This is a genomic window from Gluconobacter potus (assembly GCF_015244705.1).
GTDB classification, from domain to species: Bacteria; Pseudomonadota; Alphaproteobacteria; order Acetobacterales; family Acetobacteraceae; genus Gluconobacter; species Gluconobacter potus.
In genome coordinates, this window is sequence record NZ_JABCQF010000017.1 from 1 (window position 1) to 24,989 (window position 24,989).

Below are 24,989 nucleotides of genomic sequence, written 5' to 3' on the forward strand. Positions count from 1 at the left end.
CTGATGCACGCCATGTTTCGAAGCCAGTTCCGCCAGCGTCAGTTCCCCACGGATCGCCTCCAGCGCAACCCGTGACTTGAACTCTGCCGCATACCGTTTCCGCGTAACCTTGCCCATAAAACCCGTCCTCGTTCAGGCCAGATGATAGCTTATCGCCCTGTCCGAAAAATGGGGACCACCTCTGTATCTGCCAGATCCGTGAATTCAGACACAATGGCCAGCGGGCCAAACAGTTCTTCCTGCATCACGCGCATGGACAGGTTGGGGTCCAGCACCAGCGTGGGGGGGAAGAAGCAGCCCTCGTTGGGCAGGGGCGTTTCAGCCTGCCAGATGCCGCCTTTGGCGCGGGCATCTTCTACCAACCCTTCCAGGGCTTTCACCCGGCGCGGGTTGACCAGCGGGCCCATGGTCACGCCATCATCCACGCCACGGCCAATTTTCAGGCTGTTCATGCGGGCCTGGAACTTTTCCACAAACGCCAGGGCAATGCTTTTTTCAAGCAGGAAGCGCGTGGGCGCAATGCACACCTGTCCGGCATTGCGGAATTTGGCAGCAGAAAGCCGCTCGGCCGCAACATCCAGATCCGCATCCGCGCAGACAATAACCGGCGCGTGGCCACCCAGTTCCATAGCGACGGGCTTCATCTGCGCACCAGCCAGAGACGCCAGATGCTTGCCCACCGGCGTTGAGCCGGTAAAGGAGATTTTCCGCACCACCGGGTGCGCAATCAGATATTCCGAGATTTCAGCCGGGTCCCCATACACCAGAAAGACCGCCCCTTCCGGCACGCCTGCATCCAGAAACGCTCGCAGCAGTTCAGCGGGGGATGCCGGGGTGTCTTCCGGTGCCTTCACAATTACAGCGCAGCCCGCGCCCAGCGCCGCGCCCAGTTTGCGGGCAATCTGGTTGATGGGGAAGTTCCACGGTGTAAACGCCGCCACCACGCCAACAGGCCGGTGCAACACGCGCTGTTCTACATGGCGCACACGCGGCGGAATGAGCACGTCATTCAGGCGGCGGCCTTCCTCACCAAAATATTCGATGACACCGGCAGCGCCCTTGATCTCAAGAATAGCCTGCTCAAGCGGCTTGCCCTGCTCCCGGCTCATGATCCGGCCAATGAATTGCCCCGGGTTTTGTGGAGACAGAACGACCCGAGAGGTAAGAAGGATTCATGAGCAACAAATCGAAGCGTTTTCCGCCTGAATTTCGTGACCGTGCAGCCCGTATGGTTCTGGAGGAAGAGAAGAACCATCCATCACGCTGGTCCGCGGTGATGATGATAGCGCCAAAGCTGGATATTCATCCTGACACGCTGTCAAAATGGACCCGTCTGCATGAACGTGCCAATGCGCCTGCGGTGAGTGACCTGCCTGATCGAGAGAAGATCAGGCAACTGGAGCGAGAGAACCGCGAATTGCGGCAGGCCAATGAAATCCTGCGTAAGGCGTCGGCATATTTTGCGGAAGGAGAGCTCGACCGCATCTTCAAGCCATGACACGCTTCATTGAGAGCATCGGCAGACATATGGTGTCGGGTCAATCTGCAGGGTTCTGTCGATTGCACCATCTGCCTATTATGCAACTGTTGCCAGACAGAAAAATCCGTGTGTGCGCAGCCAGAAAGACAAAGAACTGTGCGATGACATCCGTAGAGTGTGGAATGATAATTTCTGCGTCTATGGAGCGCGCAAGGTCTGGCATCAGCTCAAACGTGAAGGCCTGGATGTCGCCCGCTGCACGGTAGAGCGGCTGATGCGCCGGATGGGGCTGAAAGGCGTCATTCGTGGCAAGGGGGTCAGAACCACACGGCCTGATCCGCAACGTCCGTGTCCGCAGGATCTGGTGCAGCGCCAGTTTCATGCTCCTGCCCCCAACAGACTGTGGGTTTCGGATTTTACTTACGTTTCCACATGGCAGGGCTTTGTTTATGTGGCCTTCATCATTGACGTCTTTGCACGGGTTATTGTGGGTTGGCGTGTCTCCTCAACGGCTCATACCGACTTCGTACTGGATGCCCTTGAGCAGGCTCTGTGCCAGAGACAGCCTGAGGGAAAAGTGACCCACCATTCCGACCGCGGCTGTCAATATGTGTCCATTCGCTACACGCAAAGACTGGCTGAAGCGGGGCTCGTTGCTTCTGTCGGCAGTGTTGGGGATTCCTATGATAACGCCTTGGCAGAGACCATTAACGGACTTTACAAAACCGAACTCATCTATCGGCAGGGGCCATGGAAAAACAGGGAAGCTGTTGAACTGGCAACACTTAAATGGGTCGACTGGTTCAATAATCGGCGGCTCCTGTCCTCCATTGGAAACATCCCGCCAGCAGAAGCTGAGGCACGCTTTTATGCACAACAGAAATCACATGCATTAGCCGCTTAAATCAGATAAAAAACGTCTCCACAAAACCCGGGGCAATTCAGTGACCTGTGCTGAAGCAGTATCGGACATTGCGCCCTCTATGTTTACAGAAGAAACTTGTGCGGGAAAGATAGGAACCCCGACAATCTGGTGTCAACGAAAGTTTCTTGCGTAAACATGGGCCCCACGAATGAGTGAAACGAAGGACCGCCCCTATCATCACGGCGACCTGCGCCGCGCCCTGATCGACACGGCGCTCGCCATGCTGGCGGCTGATCAGAACTGGGCTTTTACCTTGCGCGAGGTAGCGCGCCGCACCGGCGTCAGCCACGCCGCGCCCTACAAGCATTTTCGGGACCGGGAGGAGTTGCTGCGCGAACTGGCCTGGATCGGCTTTGTGCAGCTTCAGGAGGTCATGGAGGACGCGATCGCCATGGCCGCGCGATCCATACGCGAGAAATTCATCGCAGGGGCCGAGGCCTGTATCGCGTTTGCTGTGCGTAATCCCGGCCTTTACCGCCTGATGTTCAGTTCGGACGCTGACAAGACTGCGGACCCACATCTGCATGACGCCGCCATGGAGACCTTCCGGATTCTTCTCCAACTTCTGGAAGACGGGCAACGGGACGGCAGTTTCCGACCGGTCGCCCTCACTGCGCAGGCGGCGGCAAGCTGGGCGCAGGTGCATGGTCTGGTCATGCTGGCCATCAGTGGTCAGCTTTTTGAAGAGAAGGTTGGCCCGGAGCCGGTGCGGGCCGCACTGGATGTGTTACTGGGTGGTCTTTGCCTGAAAAATTGATGGAGCAGGAACTATTCTACAGGCTTCTCAGAGCCGTTATCAGGCGTGAGTGGATAGGCGATCCGGTTGTTTTTCTGCACAACGGCTGCTGGCGTCAGGATAGCTGACTCTGCCTTTGTCATGGAGAGAATGTGGCAGACGGTCATGTGGTTGATCAGAAGATAATCGGTGATGATCCGCCTGTGACAGCGCCACCAGAGAACTTCCGCACACATCAGCGCAACCGTTGCCGTGCCTCCCAATGCGATCAGCTTTTCAAGACCGCGATGAAAATCTTCTCCCTGAGCGTAATCAGCGTAATTATGAAAACTCTGCACCCGCCAGTAAGCGTTGGTTTCAACTGGCACGGTTGCTGAACGCGGACGCCGTCCCCCCAGTTCAGGAATGTGGCTATAGCCAATTCCCTGCGCACCGAGCTCGGAGACCAGACGCTCTCCATCATACTCCCGATTGCGTCTTGAGTAGGGAAAGGCCCTCACATCGGCAATCTGCGTCACACCATAGTGCTGCAGGAGAGCGATGAAATCAGCCAGAGGGTGCGTTGAATGACCAATAGTGTAAAAAGGATGCGGAGTGTTGATGACAATCTCCTTTTTCTGATCACGTCCGAAGGTATCATTCCTTATGAATTCACACCATTTCGAAATCGGAGACACGGTGTCATGGAACTCGGAAGCGGGCTATGTCAGTGGTCGCATCACAGCCATTCATACCACTCCGTTTGATGTCAACGGATACCAGCATCATGCGACGACGCAGGAACCTCAATATGAGATCAGAAGCCTGAAAACAGGGCATATCGCCTTTCACAAAGGTGCGGCACTGACCAGACTCGCCTGAGCACGTCCGACTTCATAAAAGGTTTAATTGAGGTTTGTCTCATGTCCGACGGGTTGCGAGCCAGCATAGGACAGATCCGGCGCACACCATCGCCGCTCCAGACCAGAAAGCAGAGGTCAGTTGCGCATGAAGCAGAAAAGCCGCAAAGAAAGCCGATAGCACGGGAATAAAATAGGATGCTCCGGCCAGCAACGTTATGTTGCCACGCTGAATCCCGATAGTCCACGCGCCATACCCGGCCGCAATGGCCGCAGCCCCACCTAGAAGATGCAGAAGAGCATCTCTATCCGGAACAACTGCTTTTCCTCCACCGATCAGAAATTTGCCCCATAGGATAGCAGCCACAAAGGCGAAGAATACAGGAACATAGCTCTTTCCACGTGCCATATCGGCGGCCACCATGCAGTAAATCGTCCAGAGAATGGAAGAAGAAAGCGCCAGTCCGTAGCTCAGAGGATTGGAGACAATATCCCTGTATATCCCGGACAGTTCGACCCCATGACCTTCTCCAAGCACCCGGAACACACCGCCGCTGAAACAAGTACACCAGGGAAAATCAGCCATGTGGCACGTCGTCCTTTCAGCAGGATGGATGCTATCATGGTAAAAGTCGGCCACAGGTAATTGATCATGCTGACTTCAATGGCCTGATGATTGTTCGCGGCATATCCGATGGACAGCGAAAAGGAGAGCTCGGTTCCAACAAACAGGACGCCGCCCAGCAGCAGATACCTGGAGGGTTCGAAAAACCCTCTGGTTTTGAGGGTGCCTTTGTGATTCCATTTTCCCCGAGTTGATTGGGGTATGGATCATGAAGCAGGCGGGATTTTTTGACGTTGAAGAGAGGCTTGCCCGGCTGAGCGGGCTGGGTGATCAGCTCGAAGCATTTTCCCGGACTGTGGATTTTGAGGTGTTCCGCCCTGATCTGGGGCAGGCTTTAGCCTATTCAGATGGCAGTAAAGGCGGACGACCGCCATTTGATCCGGTGCTGATGTTCAAAATTCTGGTGATCCAGACGCTCAACAATCTGTCTGATGAGCGGACAGAATATCTGATCAACGACCGCCTCTCCTTTATGCGTTTCCTTGGCTTGGGGCTGTCGGACCGTGTGCCTGATGCCAAAACGGTCTGGCTGTTTCGTGAATGCCTGACCCAGGCGGGAGCGATCGAGGGTCTGTTCAATCGCTTTGATACAATCCTGCGCAGCGCTGGTTATCTGCCGATGTCAGGCCAGATCCTGGATGCCACACTGGTGGCGGCTCCAAAGCAGCGGAACTCCAACGCAGAAAAAGCGGATCTTCGGGAGGGACGGATCCCACAGAACTGGCAGGACAAACCGGCAAAGCTGTCGCACAAGGACCGTCATGCGCGATGGACGCTGAAGTTCACGAAGGCAAAGCGGCAGGATGATGGAACCATGCCATCCAGTGACCTCGCCATCCCGTTCTTTGGCTATAAATCGCACATTTCTATCGATCGGAAATACCGGTTCATCCGGAAATGGAAAACAACGCATGCCGCCGCCAATGATGGTGCGCGATTGAGAGAGGGGCTGCTGGATAAAACCAACACGGCCTCAAGCGTCTGGGCGGAGCCATTCAGGCTCCCGTCGATGCGGAGCATTGATGGGATAATGGCGGAGGGAGACACGGCGTATCGCTCCAAAGCCAATGAAGACTTCATGGAAAAGCAGGGCTTTGTCTCAAAGGTTCATCGCAAAAAACCGCAGCTCAAGCCGATGCCCCGGCATATCCAGAAATCGAATGCAGGGAAGTCGGTGATCCGCTCCCGCGTCGAGCACGTCTTTGCCGATCAGAAATCGCAAATGGGTCTATTCATCCGAACTGTCGGTATCATACGGGCCACCATGAGGATCGGGCTGGCCAATATCGTCTACAACATGCGCCGCTTCCTCTTCCTCGAAAGGTTGAACGCGAGCGCGTAGTCATTCAGCGGGAGGGCAGTCCCCGATCTGCTCAAAACGCAGATCAAAAGCTACCCCAAAAACCGTCAATCAAATCGCCAAAACCCTGAAACCACGAGCCAAGCGCATCAACCAACGGTTCTTCGATCCCTCCAGGTGGTCTCCGTTTTCGGACAGAGGCGTAAGCTATAGACCGTCCTGAGAAAGGACAGGTTTATGAGCAAGCTTACATGGAAGAGGTATTCGGCCGAGTTCAAGGCGCGTGTTGCATTGGAGGCGAGCAGACGATTTTCGAATTGGCGTCGAAGTATGGTGTGCATCAGACGATGATTGCCTAGTGGAAGCGCCAGGCCATCGAGGCCATGGCGGCTACTTTCTCCCGTCAATCCGGCGTCCAATCTTCAGAACGTAATCCATTTACCCGAGTAAATTCCCGTATATTTCCGGTTATAACGACCAGTCCTTTGCTCCGGGCATGCCCCGCAATCATTAAGTCGTATGGTCCGATAACACATCCATGGGCTTCCAGATCAGCCCTAATTTCTGCTGTATGTGCTGCCGCATCATCGTCAAATGGCAAAACAGACAAACGCGCAGCAAAATGCTCTACCTCACGTCGGATTTTTGCCGGATTTTGAGATTTTTCCGCCCCATAGAGGAGTTCGTAAAGCACAACATCTGAAATACAGAGGGCCTCGGCGTTATCGTTGAAACGCTCGCGTAAGCCCTTTGGACGGTCACGCAAGACGCGGATACAAAAATTTGTATCGAGCAGATAACGTAGCATCAAAAGCTTTCGCGTTCCTGCATTGCGGGTTGATTGCGTTCAGGTAACTCAGTGCCGGAGGACGAAAAAAAATCATCCCATGCGGCATGCGCGGGCGCAATAATGCGTCGTACGCCATCGGGAATGATCACGACGTCCTTCAGACTAAGGTCAAAGGCAACAGCCTTGGGAAGCCGTACAGCCTGAGAACGGTTGGAAAGAAAGAGAGTTGTGCGGGCAAGCATGGCATCCTCCATATGGGATATACTGAACGTATATCCATAAATTGATCTGATACCAACAAAATTCGTTCAGCTTTAAATTCGACTATTTTCCGTCCCTACCCCTGAAACCAACGTCCATAACGAACATCAAAATAGACGACGGCTTTTTATCTTTTTCCGCCGAGATCAGACCTGCCCCTCTTCTCCCGAAGAAGATTAACCATAGTATGTTTCATACTCCTTAAGATTCATTCCAATCCGATAGGGCCCTTCGAACAGATCCCCGAGGGCCAGACGCCGTCGCAACGTCAGACGGCGTTGCGCCAGGTGATACATCCGGTCGTGCAGCAGATGGCAGCGCTGACAGAGCGCACGCAGATTGCGCCACCGGTTGCTGGTGGGGTCGTGATTCAGATGAGCCGCTGCCAGTACCACTTTCGTCTGTCGCATCTGCAGATGCTCAATCAGGTCGGGAGGGGACACCCGCCTGCCCCGGCCATTGAACCAGTGTCCTGTTTCCGGATGCTTCCATCGACCACCCGGCAGGACCTGAAGATGATATCCATGCGGCCGGCCGCAGCGCTGACAGACACCCCCTGCCCGCTCGAACCGCACCTGCCGGCTCAGTTCAGGCCAGTTGGGAGGGTAAAGCGCTTTTAGTTCCGGTCGGATCGGCATTCCCGTGTCCTATCACACAATCATAGTTCGATAGAGACCTCCTGCAGGTCCTGATCCCCGAGGTCGCGGATCAACTCCACTGACAGTGCGTTCCGAACTCTGGCCGACGACACCGAAGCGGCCTTATGCTCTTGACCATGACGTCTCCCTCCCCCGATCCCGTCCGTCTGACCGAAGCCCTTTTCTTCCAGAGCAGCGGTCCTGTGTCCCGGACGACACTGGTACGTGTCTTGGGAGAGGACGTGGAGATCGCCCAGATCCTGAGCGAGGTGGCGAGGCGTACCAAGGGGCTGGGGTTTGAACTCGTCGCGGTCGGAGACGGGTGGATGTTCCGCACCGCTCCCGATCTCGCAGAGGCCCTGAGAAGTGTACTGGAGAGGCCCCCCGAACGCCTGCCCCGCGCCGTGCTCGAGGTGTTGCTGCTGATTGCTGCGCGTCAGCCGGTCACCCGGCCCGAGATCGAAAGCTTCCGGGATGCCGCCCTGCCCCAGAAGACCCTGGCCCTACTGCAGGAGAAAGGCCTCATTCGTAGTGTCGGCCGCAAGCCGGTGCCCGGCCAGCCTCAGCTCTGGGCCACGACCGAAGCCTTCCTCGTGACCTATGGCCTGCGATCCTTGGCGGAACTAGATCCGCTGCTCGAAGGCCTGAGAGGCCCACTCTAAACCCTTTTGGGCTCGTTCTACGGGTTTCTAGGACTGTTTTCGGTCGTTCTAACACGTGGTAATGTTCTCTTACCGCGTGTTAGATCAGGGTTGCCTTAATTGCTGTCTCACAGCAGACTCATTGGATATTTCAGAGGGAAGATCACCGGCATGACAGTCCCGACAGATCCCGCAGTGCGTCTTGCCGAAGCACCCTCCCCTGCTCTGCAGAGTGCTCTCGACGCAGCAAAAGACAGTGCCCGGACCGCGGCCTATGCCCCTGAAACCCTCCGAGCCTATGCCCATGACTGGCAGGCCTTCTGTCACTGGTGCGACGAACACGACACGTCCCCGCTTCCGGCCGCCCCTCCCGTCGTTGCGGCCTGGCTGCACAGTCTGGCGCCCCATTTCAGCCGCTCGGCCCTCAACCGCCGACTGGCGGCCATTGGCTATCAGCATCGCATGCGGGGACTGGAGTGGAGTTCTGGCCACGCTGCCATTCGCACCACCCTGCGTGCGGCAGGACGTCTGTATGGCACACCTCAGAAACAGGCCGCCGCCCTGACCTCGCAGGAACTTCGCAAACTCGTTGCTCCCGAACAGGGCAAAACCGTCGAAACGCTGCCGGATCTGCGCGACCGGGCTCTTCTGCTCATTGGCTTTTCCGGTGCGCTGCGGCGTTCAGAGCTGGTCGCCCTCACAACAGAGACCGTCCGGATCATCGGCACCGGCCTGAAGCTCCATATCACCCGCAGCAAAACCGACCCAGAACAGCGGGGCGAAGAGGTATTTCTCCCCCGTGGCAAGCATCGCGAAACCTGCCCGGTTCTGGCTCTGGAACGCTGGCTGAAGAAAGCCGAGATTACGGACGGTCCCCTCTTCCGGTCGATCAACCGCTGGGAGCAGGTCGGACGCGATGCCCTGCATCCGGATGCCGTTCGGCAGATCCTGCTACGTCGTGCCAGGGTGGCCGGGCTCAAGATTGCCTCCGGAGAACGCCTCAGCCCGCATGGGCTGCGCGCCGGCTTCGTTACCGAGGCCTTCCGGGCCAATGCGCGGGACGAGCAGATCATGGCCCACACCCGTCATCGCGACCTGCGCAGCATGCGCCGCTATGTCCGTCGGGCCCGCCTGGACCTGGACTCTCCTGCGCATCTTCTGGATTTGTAAGCCGTGCCCCAAACTACTGCTGAAATCATCGCAGATGTTGATGCCACGGTCGCACGCCTGGAAGCTTATCGGCTTGAGCTCGAAGCGCGGCCGATTACCCACAGCTACAGTGAGCAGACCCTGACGGAGTATGAGGAACAAGATGCCGGGTTTCGTCTTCTCACCCGTCCGACTCTTCCCCGTCATGCCCCCAGGCCACCGGCGAGCGGCACGGTGTTTCCAATCTCGGGGTCAGAGCTTGCAGAGCCGGAGCCCTATCCCGCTCCGCCCCTTTTCAATCCCCAGCCGGACTGGTTAGCGCATGTCCTGACCGTCACTGGCCCAGAAGCTGTGCTAGGCCGGTTCCGGGCGGAAGCGGCTGGTACCGGCCACCTACCGTGGGGGCCAGATGTCAGCGATCCCGAAGATCTGGGCCGGAACTTTCTTACCCAGGATGCCCGAACGACCGCATTAATCGACCAAATTGTCCAGAGCCAGAGGGGTCTTCTCGCTCAGGAAGCCGGATCGAGCTCCGTCCCGTTTGACCTCAACGCCCTCTGCCCCATGCCTCTGGATCTTCTTGCCCTCGGCCCCGCTTCCCCCACGACACAGAGCTGGCTCTGGGAACACTGGGGAACCTCTCGGCCACTGCAGCAGGTCGAAGTCATGGACGGGCATCCGAAAAAGGGCACCAACCGCTGGAGTGTTTCTTTCTGGTCGGCGGACTGGACGCCCTGGGCGGCTCTTCAGGAAATTGCGACCCATTGGCCCGACCTCATTTTTTCCGTCCGCCCGCTTTACGATGTCTGAGGGAGCACTTCTGGAGGCTGGAGCATGGCAGGGCCCGCTGGAAGCGCTGCTGCAGGCTGTCCGCCGTCACGCCGTAGATCTTCGGACGCTTCCGCTAACCGAGCTGATCGACCGGTTTTTAGCCTGTGTGGAGGACGGCTTGAGAGACCGTCCTCTCGAACAGACCGCAGACGAGCTGGTGCTGGCCGCGACCCTGGTGCAGATGCGCTCCGCTCTGCTGCTCCGGAGCGACGCGGCTGACCACAGCGCAGCGCGCTCAGCCGCCGAGCACATCCAGCGGGTTCTGCTTCGGAAAGACACGCTTCAGAGGGCTGTTGAGATTCTTGAACGCCGCCCCGTCCTGGGAGACGACGTTTTCGGACGCGGGAGTGTGGTCCCCTCGCTTTCTGTCGCTGAGACAGCATCTCTCATCCTCACCCGGGATCTGCTTGACGCGCTTTTGTCTGTTTCCCGTCGGCGGGCGCAGCTGATGCCTGAAGAAAGCATTTTTCTTCCCTCAGCTCTGCCCCGTCTATCCGTTCAAGACGCCGTCGCGTGGTGGCAGCAGAAGCTTTGCGAACATTCGGAGAGCGCGTGGGACCTCATCGAGGGCGTGATGAGTCTCTCTCCCACGGAAACCCCTCAAAGCTTAACACACCGCAAGGCCGCGTGGGCTGTTCATCTTGCGGCAGTTTTGGAGTTGGCAAGGAACGGAGAGCTGGTGCTTCAGCAGCTAACTTGCGGCGAAAAACTTAAGGTCGTCAACGCGAAGCCCAGCATAAACCGTTGTTGAGCACGATATGGGTCAAATCGGGATCTACAAATAGAATTTATAATCCGGGTCCCTGTCCCGGAGGACTTAAAAACGATAACATGTAAAACTGCGCTAAAGAGAAAGACTATTCGGTCGAAATTCGACACCGATTCTGTATGACCTATCCAGTATTAGCGATGACTATACCCTGTTGCTCGCGGAAATATATACTTCGTTATCTTCGCGTTTTCCTACCGAAATTACAAAGATTATGATTTTATCCTCTTCAATAGAGTAGACGAGCCGGTAACCATCAGACCTTAGTTTTATTTTATAATATCCGGTTAAGGGGCCATGAAGTGCGTTAGATGGAGAATATGGGTTCTTCTCCAGATTCCTCAACTTATTTAGAAACTTCTTACGAATACTTCCGTCGAGCGAATCCCACTCTTCCAGTGCTTCGTCGTCAAACTTAATCTTATAAATCTTCTTTCCAAGCTCAGCGTTGAGATCAGTCATCGTGACGAGCAGCAAGTTCAGCGAGCGTCATTGCGCCACTTGCCTTGCGAGGCTTGGCAGCCCTTCGCCGGACAATATCCAGAAGGTCCGCGTCTTCATCGCTGATGACCCGCCGCGAAACAGGAAGGCGTTTGTTCTCTGCGATGTACTGCATGGTGTCGCGCAATACGTCGGACAGCTTAACGTGCAGTCCATCGAGTGCTTCTTGCGTGTCCGCCTTCAGCTGTTTGTCGCAACGAAAACTTACGGCAGCATCGATTGTCGACATGTCTGGATCCTTCCTCATACTTTCGATCAACACATATCGTATATGCAAATGTATTTCAAATGAAATTCAAGAAGAGCAAGGAGATGTGAACCTTGCCACGCAATATGCCCAGGATGTGAACCTTGCCTGCGCCCGATTCCTACCCATCCTTACGAGATGTGAACCTTGCCGCAGCTTGGGGATAAGAAAAGATGTGAACCTTGCCACGGGCTTAAACAACTTTCTAAAGATGTGAATGTTGCCTCAGGGGGAGAAAATCATCTTTAGGAAAATGCTTTTAAAACAGCAGGTTGCAAAAGTTGTTAATGTGAACCTTGCCAACCAATCTATATCCTCAATAAGAATCTTATATATTGCTCCGTAGGCAAGGTTCACATCTCCCTGACTTCAAAGCAAAACCTGTGGATGAGGCAAGGTTCACATTGCGCGTTCTAGATTTGCATGTTTCAGTCCTTCGCATCGAACTCATACGCGCAGTTGCAGGACGAGGCATTGAAGACAAAAAAGCTCCACGACCTTGTTCTTGACCATGGGCCAGAAGAAACTGTCAGATCGGCTGAGAGCGCAGTTCTTGCCCGAGAGGAAAGCCTTGACCCTCAACTTTCCCTATTGGACGCCTTAGCAGGCAGGTCTGGTCGTAGAATAGCCGATACAGCTCTATCTGCCGTTGTCCGTGAAGCTGAAGGAAGGGTAGCGCCAGGACATTCGTATTCAGCTTGGTCGTTAACAGGTTTGCCCCATCGCGACATTCCTTTGGGTACCGACTGGCGTATCCGCGGTGATTTTGCTGATCTAGTCATTCGTCCGGGAATTCGCATTGAAGAAGAAGGCGAGGAGCAGCTCGGCGTTCCCTTCGGGACTATAGCAAGACTACTGCTTATCGACTGGCAAAGCCGTTCGATAGAAACAAATTCTAGAGAAATTTATATCGGGAAATCCCCCGCTGAGCTCGCGAACCGAATGGGCTTAGGCCGCGGAGGCCCAACAAATAACCGGCTTAGGGAACAATTAGAGCGCCTTGTGAACTGCACTATCACCTTCCGTTTTGGTAAAGATGATGCGGGCGTTATAGTCAATGAACGGATTGTAGAAGCGTATAAGTATTCGGGAAAGGTAGATCCTAGATCAAAAAGCAAGACGAGATGGATTGAGCGTATTGTTCTGTCTGAAGCCTACTTTAATGAGCTCAAGAAGCATCCTGTAAGAATCGACAGAGAGGCCATCAAAGATATTCAGACATCACCACAAGCAATTGATGCGTACCTTTGGTTGGCCTTCAGGCTTCATGTTTTGCAATCTGATACCTTCGTCAGTTGGCCATCACTTTGGAAAAGTTTTGGTCATCAATACAAGTTGTTGAGAACATTCAAACGGGAGTTTCTAGAGCCCTTCTCAATCGCTCATGCTGCTTATCCTAATTCACGCGTCGATATTTCTGAACGAGGCATCACCCTAAAACCTTCTCCTCCACCGGTACCATTGAAAGCCTAACCTCTTCAGAGCTAGGAAAATTACTTCACCGATGACCTTAGGAGAGAACTTTTTTCGAGATATCGGAAAAGGGGCAAGCCCTTGGGGGAACTGATACATAGACAGGAGCAGCTATACGCTTAGCTTGTCGTGAAACCCTTGCTGCGCAGTTTCCGACATAGAAGTCATTAAGAGGTGGTCCCCATTTTTCGGACAGGGCGATAAGCTATCATCTGGCCTGAACGAGGACGGGTTTTATGGGTAAGGTTACGCGGAAACGGTATGCGGCAGAGTTCAAGTCACGGGTTGCGCTGGAGGCGATCCGTGGGGAACTGACGCTGGCGGAACTGGCTTCGAAACATGGCGTGCATCAGACGATGATCGCCCAATGGAAGCGCCAGGCGATCGAAGGCATGGCAAGCCTTTTTTCTGGTAAGTCAGTAACGGAACCTTCAGTCAGCCCTGCTGATGTAGAGAAACTGCACGCCAAGATCGGCCAGTTGCTGGTGGAACGGGATTTTTTGCGGGATGCCTCTGCTCGGTTGGGCGTGATCAGAGGCGGCAGATGATTGACCCGAAGAGAGCATGCCTGCCGATAATCCGGCAATGCACGCTGCTGCAACTCAACCGGTCGGGCGTTTACTATCGGCCTGTGCCACAGAGCGAGGCCAATCTGGAGCTGATGCGGCTGATCGACGCCCAGTTCCTGGAAACGCCCTATTATGGCTCACGGCAGATGACATGGCATCTGCGCCGCCTGGGACATGAAGTGGGCCGCAAGCGGGTCCGGCGGATCATGGCGATCATGGGCCTGCGGGCGATCTACCAGAAGCCGCGCACGACCGTGCCTCATCCGGAGCATCGGAAATATCCATATCTGCTGCGGGATCTGGTCATCAATCGGCCTGACCAGGTCTGGTGTTCCGATATCACATATATTCCCATGAAACGGGGATTTCTCTATCTCGTGGCGATCATGGACTGGTTCACGCGCAAGGTCCTGTCCTGGCGTCTGTCGAACACGATGGACGTGGAGTTCTGTATCGAGGCGCTACAGGATGCCCTCATGCGCTATGGCGCCCCGGACATTTTCAATACTGACCAGGGGTCGCAATTTACGACACCCCGTTTCAGCGGGATACTGGAAGAGCGTCAGATCCGCATCAGCATGGATGGGCGCGGTCGCTGGCTGGACAACGTGTTTATCGAGCGTCTGTGGCGGTCGCTGAAATATGAATGCGTCTACCTGCACGCGTTCGAGACCGGATCAGAGCTGAGGGCCGGGCTTGGCAGATGGATCGCCCATTATAACGAAAGGCGTCCGCATATGGCGCTGGCTGGACGTACGCCCGATGAGGCGTATCATGACGTGCCGACATCATCTGGTCCGGGGTTAACCCCGGACCAGATGGCCAACAGCAACGCTGTCAGAAGGGCGGCATAACGACAACCGGGTATAGCTTATCAAGCCCGCAAAACTGTCCGAACGGACGGGACCACCTCACTGTTCGTCCGAACTGTCGGTATCACCCGGGCCACCATGAGGATCGGCCTTGCCAACATTGTCTATAATATGCGCCGCTTCCTCTTCCTCGAGAGGTTGAACGCAAGCGCGTAGCCATCCCACTGGCGATGGGCCGGGATCTGCTCAAAACGCAGAGCGAAAGTCACCCCGGAAACCCTCAATCAAATCGCCAAAAGCCTGAAATCGCTAGCCAAGCGCATCAACCAACGGTTCTTCGATCCCTCCATCTTCCATTCCATCAATCAATGCAAGAGAAATGGAATCACAGAGACAGACTCAAAACCAGAGGGTTTTTCGAACCCTCCAGGTGCTCGCTCCTTTTTTAAGAGTGTAGAGCACGGTCGCCGGCTTTTCCGGATTAATTGACCCGTTTGAAACGGATAATACTGCGGGACATTTTTCCGTTATCCCAATTAGGCATAATCCGCCAAGGCGTCAGAACATCAGCTTCATTCCCTTTCACGACGATATTACGACGCTGCTCTGTTCCAACCCATTCTGGCGCCCATGCTGTCTGTACACTTGTAACCCACTGGTTACCTTCCACACGATAGCGGCCAATATAGGCAACGAGTGTCTTCATGAGATGCGCGCGATCTGCGTCATTTTTTGCAGGCTGACGATCACTCCCTTCAAGATTAAACGCAACCCAACCGTCAGGGGTGAAGATGACGCGGCCACGCGGATGGGCGCCCATAGCGTCAATCAACTTCCCGGTTTCTTTATCCTGAACCTTATAAGAAACCAGCTCCCAAACCCCGACTATGTTCTTTTTCAAGTCTGGATCAACCTGCTTTGGAAGTTCCGGAATTGATACTTCCTGAGCATGGACAGATGACAATGAAGACATAGACACAGATCCCGCAAAAAACATAATCAGCATAACTTTTGTGTACTTACGTACTTTTTCAAACATACTCATATCCTTTCTATTTTTAAACAACATTTATTGTTTTGTGACGTCTTATGACGAACACTACGGCACACAGTATCAGAACCAGTATTGCTCCCGCCGCCATGCCAACTCGGGACAACAGCAATAATGGAGAGGCAGGCCCACCCTTTCTGATAAGCGCAACATCCTGTGGTGTGACCTGAACGTCTGGTCGACCATATGTTTTGAAAACAAAATTGCTCAACCTGGCGATCTGACTATCGTCCAGTTGTACAGCATCTCCCGATTTTCCGCCGAAACCTGGCATGAAGGCTTGGCGCCCCTCTACCGATCGAGAGACACCATACAGAATTGTTGAAATGAGGTTGTCGCCACGAGACGCCCCTGTCACCGAATTATGCCAGAGGGATGGATAATAACCATCTTTACTTCCCTGAGCACTGGCCCCATGACACGAGGCGCAGTTCCCCATAAAGAGAGCCGCTCCACTGGCGGTGTTGTCGTTATGATCTAGAATCGGGGTTACCCCCCGCAGCTCGACTGACGGATTTAGGTCATGGCCTTGCTGAAATCTGGACGAAGCGTGATCATTCGGATCACTGACCGGCTTTAAACTGCGCAAATAAACGCTAATGGCATTCAGGTCACCAGAAGACATATGAGAGAAACTGTGTTCAACAGCCTCACCCATTCCGCCTCCGGCCTGTGCTTTGCCATGCAGGCGTCCCGTGCGGAGATATTCCGTAAGATCCTGATCACTCCAACTCCCAATACCACTGACTGTGTCAGGGGTAATGTTTGGTGCGTACCATGTTCCAAGACTGGCTCCCGACAGCGGGTGCGCCAGATCTTCCTGCATCAGGAACCCACGATGTGTATGGCAGGTTCCACAATGCGTCGCCCCCTGTACCAGGTAAGCTCCCCTGTTCCACTCTGCCGACTTTGTCGCATCACCCTGATAGGGTTTTCCATTCAGGAACAACATGTTCCAAAAAGACATGGAGAACCGGATATTCATCGGAAATGGCAGCGCTGTAACCGGTCCTTTTTTATCTACCGGAGCAACCTCCTTCTGGAAGTAAGCATATAAATCAGCAATGTCCTGATCCGTCAGATAGGAATAAGCTGTGTACGGCATTGCTGGGTACAGGTTGGCACCATCTTTTCTGACGCCACGCCGAACAGCTTTGTCGAAATCTTCTAACGAATAGTGACCAATACCTGCTGAAAGAGACGGAGTGATGTTTGTCGAATACATAACTCCCAAGGGGGTATGCATGGCCAACCCACCCGCGAAAGGCTGTCCATGGGGCGCCGTATGACAGGCTACGCAGTCTGAAGCAACTGCCAGATACTGACCACGCTGTGGGTTTCCAAGTGGATCAGCCTTTGCTGGATGTGTCGCAGAAAGAGCAATGGCAGCAAAATAACAGACTGTAACTGTGTAGAAAAAGGATCGCTGTATCATGAGATCAAGCCGTCTTGAATTGTGCCACAATTGCATCGGCAGCCTTCAAAGCAAGCGCTGCCATTGTAATCGTGCTATTTCCACTCCCGCCGGTTGTCATTGCTGCCCCGCCAGGAAGAAAGAGATTCTCATGATCGTGAGAACGGCAATCAACATCGACAACTGAGTCTGATGGGTCTTTTCCCATAATGCAGCCTCCCATGATGTGATCACTATGCAAGAACTCAGGATTCAGATCGAACTTTGTCGCCCCTAAAGCCGCTGCCATCTTTTTAAGTGTCGGAATAGTATATTGTTCCGCACTACGCCGCACATAATCGCCAACATCATAATAAATCCGCGGGCGATTAAGGCCTAACCAGTCTTTTTTATCCGACAGCGTCAGACGATTAATGGAAGACGGAAGAGGCTCATGCTCCACAACCAACAGCCCGGTACAAGCAGACAGGCGGCGAATTTCCTGATCGAGGGCACGTCCGTACAGACCTTTTTTTAACGCTTCTGCTGCACCAATCGAGCCTCGGGCCATATTTTCCATACGGAACATGGCTCCAGCATATTCGCTACGGAAGTCGCCCTGACTGGTGTTCAGAATGCTACTGCCCTGTACAGGTCCAACCCCAGTCCAAAGCGGCTCGCTCATTTCAACAGTCGCTTTCAACTTCGGCTGATCCATCATGTTACGCCCTACCTGATCGGAACTGTTGGCAATTCCATTTGGATGGCGATCATCTTTGGACAAGAGCAGAAGTTTGGGGGTCTCAATGCCATTACAGGCAATGACGAAAGCACGCCCTGTTACGCGATGTGATGTGCGATGAGGGTCATAATAATGGACAGCCTGTATTTTATGACGGTCATCCGCTTCAATGCGATAGGCAACAGCATTGGTTAAAAGCTTTCCGCCTTTGGCCTCAATGCGTGGCAGTGCCGTGGCTGCGTCATATTTTGCAGCAATAGGGCAGACCGGAAAACAGTTATTATTGCCACAGCACGCAGGACGTCCATCATAACTAACACCACTATTGCGCGCCTGCGGTGCAGGCAAATTTTGCAGGCCGAGTGGTGCCATAACATCGGTGAAGCGCTGCTCTCCTGGCCCCAAAGGTAACGGACCCATGGGATAAGGCCGGGAACGAGGCGTTTTGGGAGGCCATTGCAATGCGGCATCCGTTGGACCGCAAACGCCTAGAGCATATTCTGCACGAGCATAATACGGCTCTAAAGTCTCATAATCAAAAGCCCAATCGCGCCCAACTCCATAGAGGCTTTTTAATTTCATATCGTCAGGGGTCATTCGCCAACAAATGCCAGCCCAGTGCCACGTCGCTCCGCCAGCATACCGAACATAACCTTGCTGGTAAGCCGTGGCATTAGGCCCTGTCAGATCCAGATAAGCATTTTCTTCGCCAGGCGTGCGTGTTTCGAGAACTGGTGCCCATGGTGGCGGAGGAAATGGCGCATCCCAGTGATGTCGCAACGACGGAGGAAGGTTTCGAAAATTTTCTACGATGGTCTGTCGATCAACCCTGGGCCCAGCCTCCAACATAAGCACTGACAAACCAGCATCTAGAGCTTGTTCGGCGATCAAACACCCAACAACGCCTGTTCCGACGACAACGACGTCATATTTTGTCTCATTTACCATTTCAGCGCGCTCCTATATCAGCTTCAAAAAATCGGAAGTTGAGAAAGAGGCGGAGCGTCCGCCGTCCAGCCATTGGGCCCAGAAATAGCATAAGAGGGTATCGTCATCACATCAGACGTGACTTTGAACATCAAAGCCTCTTCATAAGAAATGACGGAAATAGTGGATACCCCCTGAACTGCACCAGTATACCAAGATTCAATGATGCTTTGAGCGGCATTTTTCAAAGAAACATCTGCTAAAGCTTCCATAAGCTCTTCAACATCAGCGGGCTTTTTAGCCTCAATGAACGATGCTAGCTGCTCTAAATGTTCAGGAAAATCAGGAACAGTCGCGATCATTGCATCTGCTGTTCTCATTCCGATAGTTTCATTGAGCTTATGCGGCACCAAAAGAGATGAGACCGACATGAACTTCTGATGCAGCATTCCGGAACGCAACATTCCACCACGCAATGGCGCAGCGCGAGATGTTTGAACACAAAAGAGGGCACTGAGAGACGACATACCCAAAAGCAACCCGCGCCTTCCGATCCGAGGGCTGGTAGAGCGTGATATGTGCATAAGAAACACTCACTTCACAAAATAGAATTTCTTAACTAAATATAATATATACTCCCATTCTTGTATTTTTCGTCATAAATTTTTATTTTAAAACGATCTGTTATTTATTCTCCTAGACATGTTTGTGCATGTACCTTCCTGTTTTTAAAAGAAGGCACATGCACGAATAAAATTACTTATTTTCAGGCAGGCTTACGGGAATTGGCTGCTGCAACAAATTTGCCCCACTGCACGAGCGTTTCGGTGCAATCTGTCTGATCAAGCTTACATTCGATCAATGTTGGTCCACGAGTATTTTTCTTTGCCTTTTCAATGGCATCAGCCAGTTCTTCACCTGTCGTAGCGTGCAGGCCCAGTCCGTATTTACCACTTTCTACGCCCGGAACACCCTGGTTGAAGACCTGCATCAGAGCGGCATAGTCCCAGTTCTGGATATAATTATAGGGGCCATCATGAATTTTGATCTCAATGACGTAACCAAAATTATTGATGAGGAAGATGATAACCGGCAGTTCATAGCGAACCATTTGCGCCACTTCCTGTGCCGTCAGCTGGAACGAGCCATCACCAACCATCAGAACATGCTGACGCTCAGGAGCAGCCAGGGCATTACCGAAAATGGACGGCACAGACCAACCGATATGTCCCCACTGCATTTCCGACTCAACTTTGGCACCCTCAGGCAGATGCATACGCGTTGCATTGAACCAGGAATCACCAGTCTCGGCGTATAACGTCGTGTTTCCATCGACCAACGCATTGATCTGACGGGTCATCTCATCATTAGTGAGCGGCTTGGCAGCGTCAGCAACTGGCAACGCAACGGGAGTATACGGCTTCACCAGAGAGGCAGGCTTACTGGACACCCGCTCTGTCAGAGCAGCCACAAATTCCTTCAAACGGAAACCTTCAAAAGTCTTACCGCTCACCGTGACACGACCCGGGTCCACTTCAAGCACATGCTCTCCACGCACGGAATCCCGCCAACCGACAGTCGAATAATCATTCCAGACCGGGGCCAGAGTGATAACAGCGTCAGCGCTCTTGATGACATCTTCAACGCCAGGGCTGCTGACCTCCCCCCAATAAACTCCGCGGAAACCCGGATGCGCCTCAGAGAAGAAGCTCTTGGCCGCAGCCATAACAGTCACGGCACAACCGAGCTTGTCTGCAAGAGCCACTGTTTCAGTCAGCGCCTCACAAGAGCGCAGCTTGCTCCCGACAAGAATGACAACATTCTGGGCTTTTTCAAGAAACGCGAGACTTTCTTCGAGCGCAGCTTTGAGGCTGACTTCGTCTGCCTTCAGGTGAGACAGAAGCGACGAAACCGGACCTGGGCGCACACAAGGCTGGCTCGCAACGTTACAAGCAATTTCTAAATAAGCGGGCTTTTTTTCGCGCAGTGCGGTCCGAATGACGTGATCGATTTTTGCAGGTGCAGTGTCTGCCGAGGTGATGCTCTCAGCCGCACACGTAACGTGCTTCACCATCTCCATTTGATAATTATAATCTGTCGTGCCGATCGTGTGGTGCAGGACATGGCCCGACCCATGATCATTAGAGTTCGGCGCACCAGAAATCAGAATGACGGGAAGATTTTCAGCATAAGCCCCACCCAGGCCATTCATTGCTGAAATTGCACCGACACTAAACGTCACCACAGCAGCAGCAGCACCATTTTCGCGCGCATAACCTTCCGCCGCGAAGCTGCAATTCAACTCATTGCAGTCATAGATCTGCTTCATACCGCCATGCTCAATCAGTTGATCAAGCAGAATCAGATTATAGTCACCAGCAACAGCAAAATGATGCTTCAGACCGATTTGTGTCAGCCGTTCAGCGAGATAATGCCCAACAGTGAAAGCCATAACTCAGTATCTCCAATAAAAATTCTTCCCCCAAGATGGATGCCCCTCTTTTAAACGTCCAATATATATTTTGACTGATTGTCATATGTATATCATATGGATACATGGATCTTCGCCATCTACGCTATTTCGTGGCCATCGCAGAGCATGGCAGCTTCACAAAAGCCGCAGAGGTGCTCCATATCGAGCAGCCCCCTCTCAGCCAGCAGATTAAATCCCTAGAAACAGAGCTAGGAGTGCAACTCTTTATCCGGTCTAGACGTGGAGCTGTCTTGACGGATTTTGGGGAGCAGCTTTTTGAAAAAGCCCAGACAATTCTGCGCCTTGAACATCAATTTCACCTTCTGGCCAAAGGATTATCTCTTGGCGAACAAGGGCGTCTTAGAATAGGGATGGCTGGAGCCGTCGCGCTGTTACCTCTAATACCTAAAGCCATACGAGCATTTCGAGAGCAGTGGCCCGATATTGTAATCACACTCGAAGAGAGTAACACTCCCGCTCTCTGTGAGGCTTTACGAGAGCGCCGGGTCGATCTCGCCATTGTACGCCCGCCAGCGCCAGATCCGGAAATCGTACTCCATCCTCTCTTTGATGAACCAACCCTGATCGCCATTCCAAAAGGCCATCCACTTTCCAAGCGCCACACGCTCAAATTAATCGACGTCGCCAAAGAACCATTTCTTATTTTTGATCGCTCACTCGGCCCCGGTTTCTACGATGCTATTATCTCAGCCTGTCAACAAGGCGGCTTTACTCCGCGTTTCGGACAAGCAGCCCCTCAGATCACCGCAACAATTCCAATGGTTGCGGCGGGACTGGGTGTAGCAGTCGTTCCGGCTTACCTACGACAAATTCATGCTGATGGCGCAACATTCCATCCCATCTCCGGCCCCTCACCTCGAGCCAGCATCTCGCTTGCCACCCTTGAAACGGAATTGACTGGACCAAGCGCCAATTTCCATCAAATTCTTCTGGCTATAGGAAGCAATAATTAGAATATAATATTGAGTATATTATCCGTAATTTCTATTAATAATTACAAAAATCCGATCATACATATTAATTATTTTCACTAATGCCATGACGGTCGATGCGCCAGAAAATCTCTTAAATTGTCGAGAAAAGTTCGAACGCGCAGAGGCACGTTACGTCGACTTGGCATCGTTGCAAACAATCCGATCGTCTCCCCTTGGTACTCCGGTAAAAGACGGACCAACCTGCCGCATTGCAGGTCGTCGCCGACGTCCCACAAGACTTTGAACACGATGCCTTTACCCTTGAGTGCCCAATCATGCACCACTTCGCCGCTCGTCGTCGATAGATGCGGCGTTACCTCAACGACCTGATCTTCTCCTTCACGAGACAGCCGCCATCGGTCGAGCATTCCCAGCTCATGCCCACGCATCAGGCAAATACAGCGATGCCGATTTAATTCGGCAGGAGTGGCAGGCATGCCAAATTTCTTAAGATAGGCTGGAGCAGCGCAGATGACTCGTTCACTGCTCATGATTTTTGTCGCAACAACCCCCGTTTCATTCGGCATGCCAATCCGAATGGCCAGGTCAAGGCGACTATTAACAACATCCAGCCCTTCATCCGACAGAAGAAGATGGACGCGCAGCTTCGGGAAACGATCGGCGAATTCGCTGACAAAATCAGCCAAACGGCGACGTCCCAGTTCAAGTGGTGCTCCAATCCTCAGAACACCACGAAGCTCTTTTTGATTGGCGGAGATCTCGGCTTCGGCTGCTTCAATATCAGTCATGATCTCTGCAGCACGCTCATAAAACGTCTGTCCCTCGTCCGTCAGGTCGAAGCGTCTTGATGTCCTTGTGACCAGCCGTACGCCAAGCCGCTCCTCCATCCGAGCCAGTCTTCGACTGGAAGCTCCTGCCGAAACGTTGAGATGACGTGCGACGGCAGTCAGATTTCCCGCTTCAACGAGGAGTACGAAAAATCTCAGGTCACCGGCGTCATCGTGCATTGAGGGGCCATCTTTGCATTTTATACACAGATACAATGCCTTTTATGCGACTACCAGCACCATCAACGCACATCCATTGTCTGTTCATCAATGAATGGAGACAGACATGACGTCCGATCGCACTGCATCTTCACTCCCTCCCCTTCTGGATGCGGTTCACAACCGCGAAACCGCCTTCACGAATGAGGAGCGGCACAAGAATGGTACGCTCGGCCTCCTACCTGACGCCGTCGAAACTCTTGATCGGCAGATGGAGCGCGTCCTGTGGCAGCTGGACAGCAAGAGCAACGATCTCGAGCGCTTCTTGCATCTGAACGGCTTGTCACAGCGTAACGAAACACTGTTCTTCAAGGTTGTGATGTCCGATCCGAAACGCTTTCTTCCGATTGTTTACGATCCGACGATCGCTGATGCCTGCCTTCAGTACAATCGTCTCTTTGAGAGACCACAAGGCCTGTATCTTTCGTTGCGTCACAAAGGGCATGTGAAAGAGATTCTCGCCAACTGGCCCGAAAAAGATGTGCGCTTCATTTGCGTCAGTTCCGGCGGTCGTATTCTCGGGCTCGGAGATATTGGCGCCAACGGCATGGGCATTCCGGTGGGCAAGCTGCAACTCTATACAGCCTGCGCCGCCATCCCACCTCAGGGCCTGATGCCGATGTTGCTGGATATCGGTACGACCAATCAGAAATTGATTGACGATCCACTCTATCTCGGTTTGCGGCAGGCACCCCCATCGTCAGACGAACTCGACGCATTCGTTGATGAACTCGTCGCAGCCATTCAAGAGCTTTATCCTCATTGCTGCCTGCATTTTGAAGACTGGAAAGGAGACGATGCTATCCGCCTACTGGCGCGATACCGTGACAAGATCCTTTGCTATAATGACGACATTCAGGGGACTGCGGCCATTACGATCGCGGGCCTCGACACAGCCTTATCGATCAAGGGTGAGGCGCTGAAAGAACAACGTATCCTGTTCTACGGCGCAGGTTCTGCTGGGATCGGCATCGCGAATATGATCGTGAGTGCGCTACAGGACGAAGGCCTTTCTGAAACTGATGCCCGCGCCCGCATTTCCATGATGGATATCAACGGACTGATCGAACCTTCGCGGCAGGATCTTAATCCTTCGCAAAAAGTGTTCGCTCACTCCCATGCAGCGACAAAAGATCTTGCAGAAGCCGTCAAATCTATTAAGCCCACTGTCCTGATCGGCGTCAGTACCAACGCGGGTGGCTTCACCGAAGAAGTCGTCCGCACCATGGCAAGCATCAACGACAAGCCCGTTATTTTCGCGCTTTCCAATCCCACCGACAAGGCGGAATGCACTGCCGAACAGGCCTATCGCTGGACCGACGGCCGAGCGCTCTTCGCTGCTGGTGTCCAGTTCGATGATGTTACTTTGAATGGCAAGACGCTAACCCCCGGCCAGGCCAATAATTTTTACATCTTCCCCGCCGTGGCACTGGCTGTCTGGGCAACACAGGCACGACGCATCACCGACGAGGTCTTTCTCGAGGCGGCCAAGGCAACCGCCGAACAAGTCACAGCAGAACAACGTGCCCACGGTCTGCTTTTTCCGCCGCAAAAAGATGTCTTACGTGTGGAGATCAACACGGCCATCAAAATCGCGCGTCAAATCTTCAAGTCGGGCCTGGCTCAGGTCCCTGAACCCGAAGACATCGTGGACTGGATTGAGTCCAAGCTCTACCGTCCGGAATACACATCGGCGAATGGGCAGTAGAGTCTACCTCTAGCAACTGTGTTTAAGCGGCGGAGCGAATGCGCCATGGCAGGCCGGTTTTGAGGACGGCATTGGCGATTGGAGGGATCGAAGAACCGTTGGTTGAT

26 protein-coding genes, 3 pseudogenes and 1 other annotated feature are annotated in these 24,989 nt (G+C 53.5%); of the genes and pseudogenes, 14 read left to right on the top strand and 15 right to left on the bottom strand.

What is annotated here, in order from left to right; genetic code table 11:
• Both HKD31_RS14385 and HKD31_RS14390 read right to left on the bottom strand, forming a co-directional pair.
• A partial coding sequence (locus HKD31_RS14385; protein WP_228120858.1) for a transposase occupies positions 1-117 on the bottom strand: 117 nt, incomplete at its 3' end.
• Between the two features lie 32 nt (positions 118-149).
• Positions 150-1,109, bottom strand: a complete 960-nt coding sequence (locus HKD31_RS14390) for an aldehyde dehydrogenase family protein (protein ID WP_228120846.1) — start codon at positions 1,107-1,109, stop codon at positions 150-152.
• Between the two features lie 65 nt (positions 1,110-1,174).
• Here HKD31_RS14390 and HKD31_RS14395 point away from each other — a divergent pair.
• Both HKD31_RS14395 and HKD31_RS14400 read left to right on the top strand, forming a co-directional pair.
• Positions 1,175-2,384: pseudogene (locus HKD31_RS14395) on the top strand (IS3 family transposase).
• Positions 1,453-1,568: a sequence feature (AL1L pseudoknot), on the top strand. It overlaps the preceding pseudogene by 116 nt.
• Positions 2,385-2,553: 169 nt before the next feature.
• Complete coding sequence (locus tag HKD31_RS14400; protein WP_194265628.1) at positions 2,554-3,162, top strand: TetR/AcrR family transcriptional regulator; 609 nt, start codon at positions 2,554-2,556, stop codon at positions 3,160-3,162.
• Between the two features lie 11 nt (positions 3,163-3,173).
• Here HKD31_RS14400 and HKD31_RS14405 read toward each other — a convergent pair whose 3' ends face one another.
• Positions 3,174-3,818, bottom strand: coding sequence for a DUF488 domain-containing protein (locus HKD31_RS14405; protein ID WP_338085590.1), 645 nt, complete (start codon positions 3,816-3,818; stop codon positions 3,174-3,176).
• On the opposite strand from HKD31_RS14405, the gene HKD31_RS14410 reads away from it, so the two are divergent.
• Positions 3,787-4,002 carry a hypervirulence associated TUDOR domain-containing protein gene (locus HKD31_RS14410; RefSeq protein WP_194265627.1) on the top strand — a complete coding sequence of 72 codons (216 nt, stop codon included), beginning with the start codon at positions 3,787-3,789 and terminating at the stop codon, positions 4,000-4,002. The genes HKD31_RS14405 and HKD31_RS14410 overlap by 32 nt on opposite strands.
• Before the next feature lie 39 nt (positions 4,003-4,041).
• On the opposite strand, the gene HKD31_RS14415 is transcribed toward HKD31_RS14410, so the two are convergent.
• Positions 4,042-4,566, bottom strand: a complete 525-nt coding sequence (locus HKD31_RS14415; RefSeq protein ID WP_194265626.1) for an EamA family transporter — start codon at positions 4,564-4,566, stop codon at positions 4,042-4,044.
• Positions 4,567-4,810: 244 nt separating this feature from the next.
• On the opposite strand from HKD31_RS14415, the gene HKD31_RS14425 reads away from it, so the two are divergent.
• Complete coding sequence (locus tag HKD31_RS14425; protein WP_194265629.1) at positions 4,811-5,947, top strand: IS5 family transposase; 1,137 nt, start codon at positions 4,811-4,813, stop codon at positions 5,945-5,947.
• Positions 5,948-6,142: 195 nt separating this feature from the next.
• Positions 6,143-6,261, top strand: a pseudogene (locus HKD31_RS14430) (IS3 family transposase); the annotation flags it as partial.
• Between the two features lie 47 nt (positions 6,262-6,308).
• Here the strand turns inward: HKD31_RS14430 and vapC are convergent.
• From vapC to HKD31_RS14445, 3 genes are all read right to left on the bottom strand, one after another.
• On the bottom strand, positions 6,309-6,713 hold the full coding sequence (gene vapC, locus HKD31_RS14435; protein ID WP_081107024.1) for a type II toxin-antitoxin system tRNA(fMet)-specific endonuclease VapC: 405 nt from the start codon (positions 6,711-6,713) through the stop codon (positions 6,309-6,311).
• Positions 6,713-6,937 carry a type II toxin-antitoxin system VapB family antitoxin gene (gene vapB, locus HKD31_RS14440; RefSeq protein WP_062105732.1) on the bottom strand — a complete coding sequence of 75 codons (225 nt, stop codon included), beginning with the start codon at positions 6,935-6,937 and terminating at the stop codon, positions 6,713-6,715. The genes vapC and vapB overlap by 1 nt, the downstream gene beginning before the upstream one ends.
• A gap of 195 nt (positions 6,938-7,132) precedes the next feature.
• Positions 7,133-7,594 (bottom strand): hypothetical protein, encoded by a 462-nt coding sequence (locus tag HKD31_RS14445; RefSeq protein ID WP_062105728.1) that lies wholly within the window; start codon positions 7,592-7,594, stop codon positions 7,133-7,135.
• Positions 7,595-7,731: 137 nt separating this feature from the next.
• Between HKD31_RS14445 and scpB the strand changes: the two genes are divergently transcribed.
• The 4 genes from scpB to HKD31_RS14465 all read left to right on the top strand — a co-directional run bounded on the left by scpB (position 7,732) and on the right by HKD31_RS14465 (position 10,966).
• The gene (gene scpB, locus HKD31_RS14450; RefSeq protein ID WP_228120852.1) at positions 7,732-8,256 is read left to right on the top strand and encodes an SMC-Scp complex subunit ScpB; all 525 of its coding nucleotides are present in this window, start codon (positions 7,732-7,734) and stop codon (positions 8,254-8,256) included.
• Positions 8,257-8,406: 150 nt separating this feature from the next.
• Complete coding sequence (locus HKD31_RS14455; protein WP_194265624.1) at positions 8,407-9,405, top strand: site-specific integrase; 999 nt, start codon at positions 8,407-8,409, stop codon at positions 9,403-9,405.
• 3 nt (positions 9,406-9,408) lie between these two features.
• Positions 9,409-10,194, top strand: coding sequence for a hypothetical protein (locus tag HKD31_RS14460; RefSeq protein WP_194265623.1), 786 nt, complete (start codon positions 9,409-9,411; stop codon positions 10,192-10,194).
• Entirely contained in the window at positions 10,187-10,966 is a 780-nt protein-coding gene (locus HKD31_RS14465) for a segregation and condensation protein A (RefSeq protein WP_194265622.1), read from the top strand. The genes HKD31_RS14460 and HKD31_RS14465 overlap by 8 nt, the downstream gene beginning before the upstream one ends.
• A gap of 162 nt (positions 10,967-11,128) precedes the next feature.
• Here HKD31_RS14465 and HKD31_RS14470 read toward each other — a convergent pair whose 3' ends face one another.
• Together HKD31_RS14470 and HKD31_RS14475 are read right to left on the bottom strand one after the other, a co-directional pair.
• The gene (locus HKD31_RS14470; RefSeq protein WP_194265621.1) at positions 11,129-11,446 is read right to left on the bottom strand and encodes a type II toxin-antitoxin system RelE family toxin; all 318 of its coding nucleotides are present in this window, start codon (positions 11,444-11,446) and stop codon (positions 11,129-11,131) included.
• Positions 11,439-11,714, bottom strand: coding sequence for a type II toxin-antitoxin system RelB/DinJ family antitoxin (locus HKD31_RS14475; RefSeq protein WP_194265620.1), 276 nt, complete (start codon positions 11,712-11,714; stop codon positions 11,439-11,441). Before HKD31_RS14475 ends, HKD31_RS14470 begins: the two co-directional genes overlap by 8 nt.
• A 441-nt stretch (positions 11,715-12,155) precedes the next feature.
• Between HKD31_RS14475 and HKD31_RS14480 the strand changes: the two genes are divergently transcribed.
• The 3 genes and pseudogenes from HKD31_RS14480 to HKD31_RS14490 all read left to right on the top strand — a co-directional run.
• Entirely contained in the window at positions 12,156-13,205 is a 1,050-nt protein-coding gene (locus HKD31_RS14480; protein WP_194265619.1) for a replication protein RepA, read from the top strand.
• Positions 13,206-13,441: 236 nt separating this feature from the next.
• Positions 13,442-14,628 (top strand): IS3 family transposase gene (locus tag HKD31_RS14485; RefSeq protein ID WP_194266174.1). Its coding sequence is split into 2 segments (ribosomal slippage): positions 13,442-13,712 and positions 13,712-14,628, totalling 1,188 coding nucleotides; the frame shifts between segments, so codons are not numbered across the junction.
• 54 nt (positions 14,629-14,682) lie between these two features.
• A pseudogene (locus tag HKD31_RS14490) lies at positions 14,683-14,802 on the top strand (IS5/IS1182 family transposase); the annotation flags it as partial.
• Positions 14,803-15,067: 265 nt separating this feature from the next.
• Here HKD31_RS14490 and HKD31_RS14495 read toward each other — a convergent pair.
• The 5 genes from HKD31_RS14495 to HKD31_RS14515 all read right to left on the bottom strand — a co-directional run bounded on the left by HKD31_RS14495 (position 15,068) and on the right by HKD31_RS14515 (position 21,151).
• Positions 15,068-15,625: a lipocalin-like domain-containing protein gene (locus HKD31_RS14495; RefSeq protein ID WP_228120854.1), complete on the bottom strand. Its 558-nt coding sequence runs from the start codon at positions 15,623-15,625 to the stop codon at positions 15,068-15,070.
• 19 nt (positions 15,626-15,644) lie between these two features.
• Entirely contained in the window at positions 15,645-17,072 is a 1,428-nt protein-coding gene (locus HKD31_RS14500; RefSeq protein WP_194265669.1) for a cytochrome c, read from the bottom strand.
• Positions 17,073-17,076: 4 nt separating this feature from the next.
• Complete coding sequence (locus tag HKD31_RS14505; RefSeq protein WP_194265668.1) at positions 17,077-18,720, bottom strand: GMC family oxidoreductase; 1,644 nt, start codon at positions 18,718-18,720, stop codon at positions 17,077-17,079.
• A 23-nt stretch (positions 18,721-18,743) separates the two neighbouring features.
• Entirely contained in the window at positions 18,744-19,283 is a 540-nt protein-coding gene (locus HKD31_RS14510; protein WP_228120856.1) for a sorbitol dehydrogenase family protein, read from the bottom strand.
• Between the two features lie 182 nt (positions 19,284-19,465).
• On the bottom strand, positions 19,466-21,151 hold the full coding sequence (locus tag HKD31_RS14515) for an alpha-keto acid decarboxylase family protein (protein WP_194265666.1): 1,686 nt from the start codon (positions 21,149-21,151) through the stop codon (positions 19,466-19,468).
• Positions 21,152-21,255: 104 nt separating this feature from the next.
• Here HKD31_RS14515 and HKD31_RS14520 point away from each other — a divergent pair, with 104 nt between their 5' ends.
• Positions 21,256-22,146 carry a LysR family transcriptional regulator gene (locus HKD31_RS14520; RefSeq protein WP_194265665.1) on the top strand — a complete coding sequence of 297 codons (891 nt, stop codon included), beginning with the start codon at positions 21,256-21,258 and terminating at the stop codon, positions 22,144-22,146.
• Between the two features lie 77 nt (positions 22,147-22,223).
• On the opposite strand, the gene HKD31_RS14525 is transcribed toward HKD31_RS14520, so the two are convergent.
• The gene (locus HKD31_RS14525; RefSeq protein ID WP_194265664.1) at positions 22,224-23,135 is read right to left on the bottom strand and encodes a LysR family transcriptional regulator; all 912 of its coding nucleotides are present in this window, start codon (positions 23,133-23,135) and stop codon (positions 22,224-22,226) included.
• 106 nt (positions 23,136-23,241) lie between these two features.
• On the opposite strand from HKD31_RS14525, the gene HKD31_RS14530 reads away from it, so the two are divergent.
• Entirely contained in the window at positions 23,242-24,882 is a 1,641-nt protein-coding gene (locus tag HKD31_RS14530; RefSeq protein ID WP_194265663.1) for an NAD-dependent malic enzyme, read from the top strand.
• Positions 24,883-24,989 lie beyond the last annotated feature (107 nt).

Excerpts from the sequence above, each read along its gene's own strand:
- HKD31_RS14390 (WP_228120846.1), bottom strand. The coding sequence starts at position 1,109 with ATGAGCCGGGAGCAGGGCAAGCCGCTTGAGCAGGCTATTCTTGAGATC.
- HKD31_RS14400 (WP_194265628.1), top strand. The coding sequence starts at position 2,554 with ATGAGTGAAACGAAGGACCGCCCCTATCATCACGGCGACCTGCGCCGC.
- HKD31_RS14410 (WP_194265627.1), top strand. The coding sequence starts at position 3,787 with ATGAATTCACACCATTTCGAAATCGGAGACACGGTGTCATGGAACTCG.
- HKD31_RS14415 (WP_194265626.1), bottom strand. The coding sequence starts at position 4,566 with ATGGCTGATTTTCCCTGGTGTACTTGTTTCAGCGGCGGTGTGTTCCGG.
- vapC (WP_081107024.1), bottom strand. The coding sequence starts at position 6,713 with ATGCTACGTTATCTGCTCGATACAAATTTTTGTATCCGCGTCTTGCGT.
- vapB (WP_062105732.1), bottom strand. The coding sequence starts at position 6,937 with ATGCTTGCCCGCACAACTCTCTTTCTTTCCAACCGTTCTCAGGCTGTA.
- HKD31_RS14445 (WP_062105728.1), bottom strand. The coding sequence starts at position 7,594 with ATGCCGATCCGACCGGAACTAAAAGCGCTTTACCCTCCCAACTGGCCT.
- scpB (WP_228120852.1), top strand. The coding sequence starts at position 7,732 with ATGACGTCTCCCTCCCCCGATCCCGTCCGTCTGACCGAAGCCCTTTTC.
- HKD31_RS14455 (WP_194265624.1), top strand. The coding sequence starts at position 8,407 with ATGACAGTCCCGACAGATCCCGCAGTGCGTCTTGCCGAAGCACCCTCC.
- HKD31_RS14465 (WP_194265622.1), top strand. The coding sequence starts at position 10,187 with ATGTCTGAGGGAGCACTTCTGGAGGCTGGAGCATGGCAGGGCCCGCTG.
- HKD31_RS14470 (WP_194265621.1), bottom strand. The coding sequence starts at position 11,446 with ATGACTGATCTCAACGCTGAGCTTGGAAAGAAGATTTATAAGATTAAG.
- HKD31_RS14475 (WP_194265620.1), bottom strand. The coding sequence starts at position 11,714 with ATGTCGACAATCGATGCTGCCGTAAGTTTTCGTTGCGACAAACAGCTG.
- HKD31_RS14480 (WP_194265619.1), top strand. The coding sequence starts at position 12,156 with ATGTTTCAGTCCTTCGCATCGAACTCATACGCGCAGTTGCAGGACGAG.
- HKD31_RS14495 (WP_228120854.1), bottom strand. The coding sequence starts at position 15,625 with ATGTTTGAAAAAGTACGTAAGTACACAAAAGTTATGCTGATTATGTTT.
- HKD31_RS14500 (WP_194265669.1), bottom strand. The coding sequence starts at position 17,072 with ATGATACAGCGATCCTTTTTCTACACAGTTACAGTCTGTTATTTTGCT.
- HKD31_RS14505 (WP_194265668.1), bottom strand. The coding sequence starts at position 18,720 with ATGGTAAATGAGACAAAATATGACGTCGTTGTCGTCGGAACAGGCGTT.
- HKD31_RS14510 (WP_228120856.1), bottom strand. The coding sequence starts at position 19,283 with ATGCACATATCACGCTCTACCAGCCCTCGGATCGGAAGGCGCGGGTTG.
- HKD31_RS14515 (WP_194265666.1), bottom strand. The coding sequence starts at position 21,151 with ATGGCTTTCACTGTTGGGCATTATCTCGCTGAACGGCTGACACAAATC.
- HKD31_RS14520 (WP_194265665.1), top strand. The coding sequence starts at position 21,256 with ATGGATCTTCGCCATCTACGCTATTTCGTGGCCATCGCAGAGCATGGC.
- HKD31_RS14525 (WP_194265664.1), bottom strand. The coding sequence starts at position 23,135 with ATGCACGATGACGCCGGTGACCTGAGATTTTTCGTACTCCTCGTTGAA.
- HKD31_RS14530 (WP_194265663.1), top strand. The coding sequence starts at position 23,242 with ATGACGTCCGATCGCACTGCATCTTCACTCCCTCCCCTTCTGGATGCG.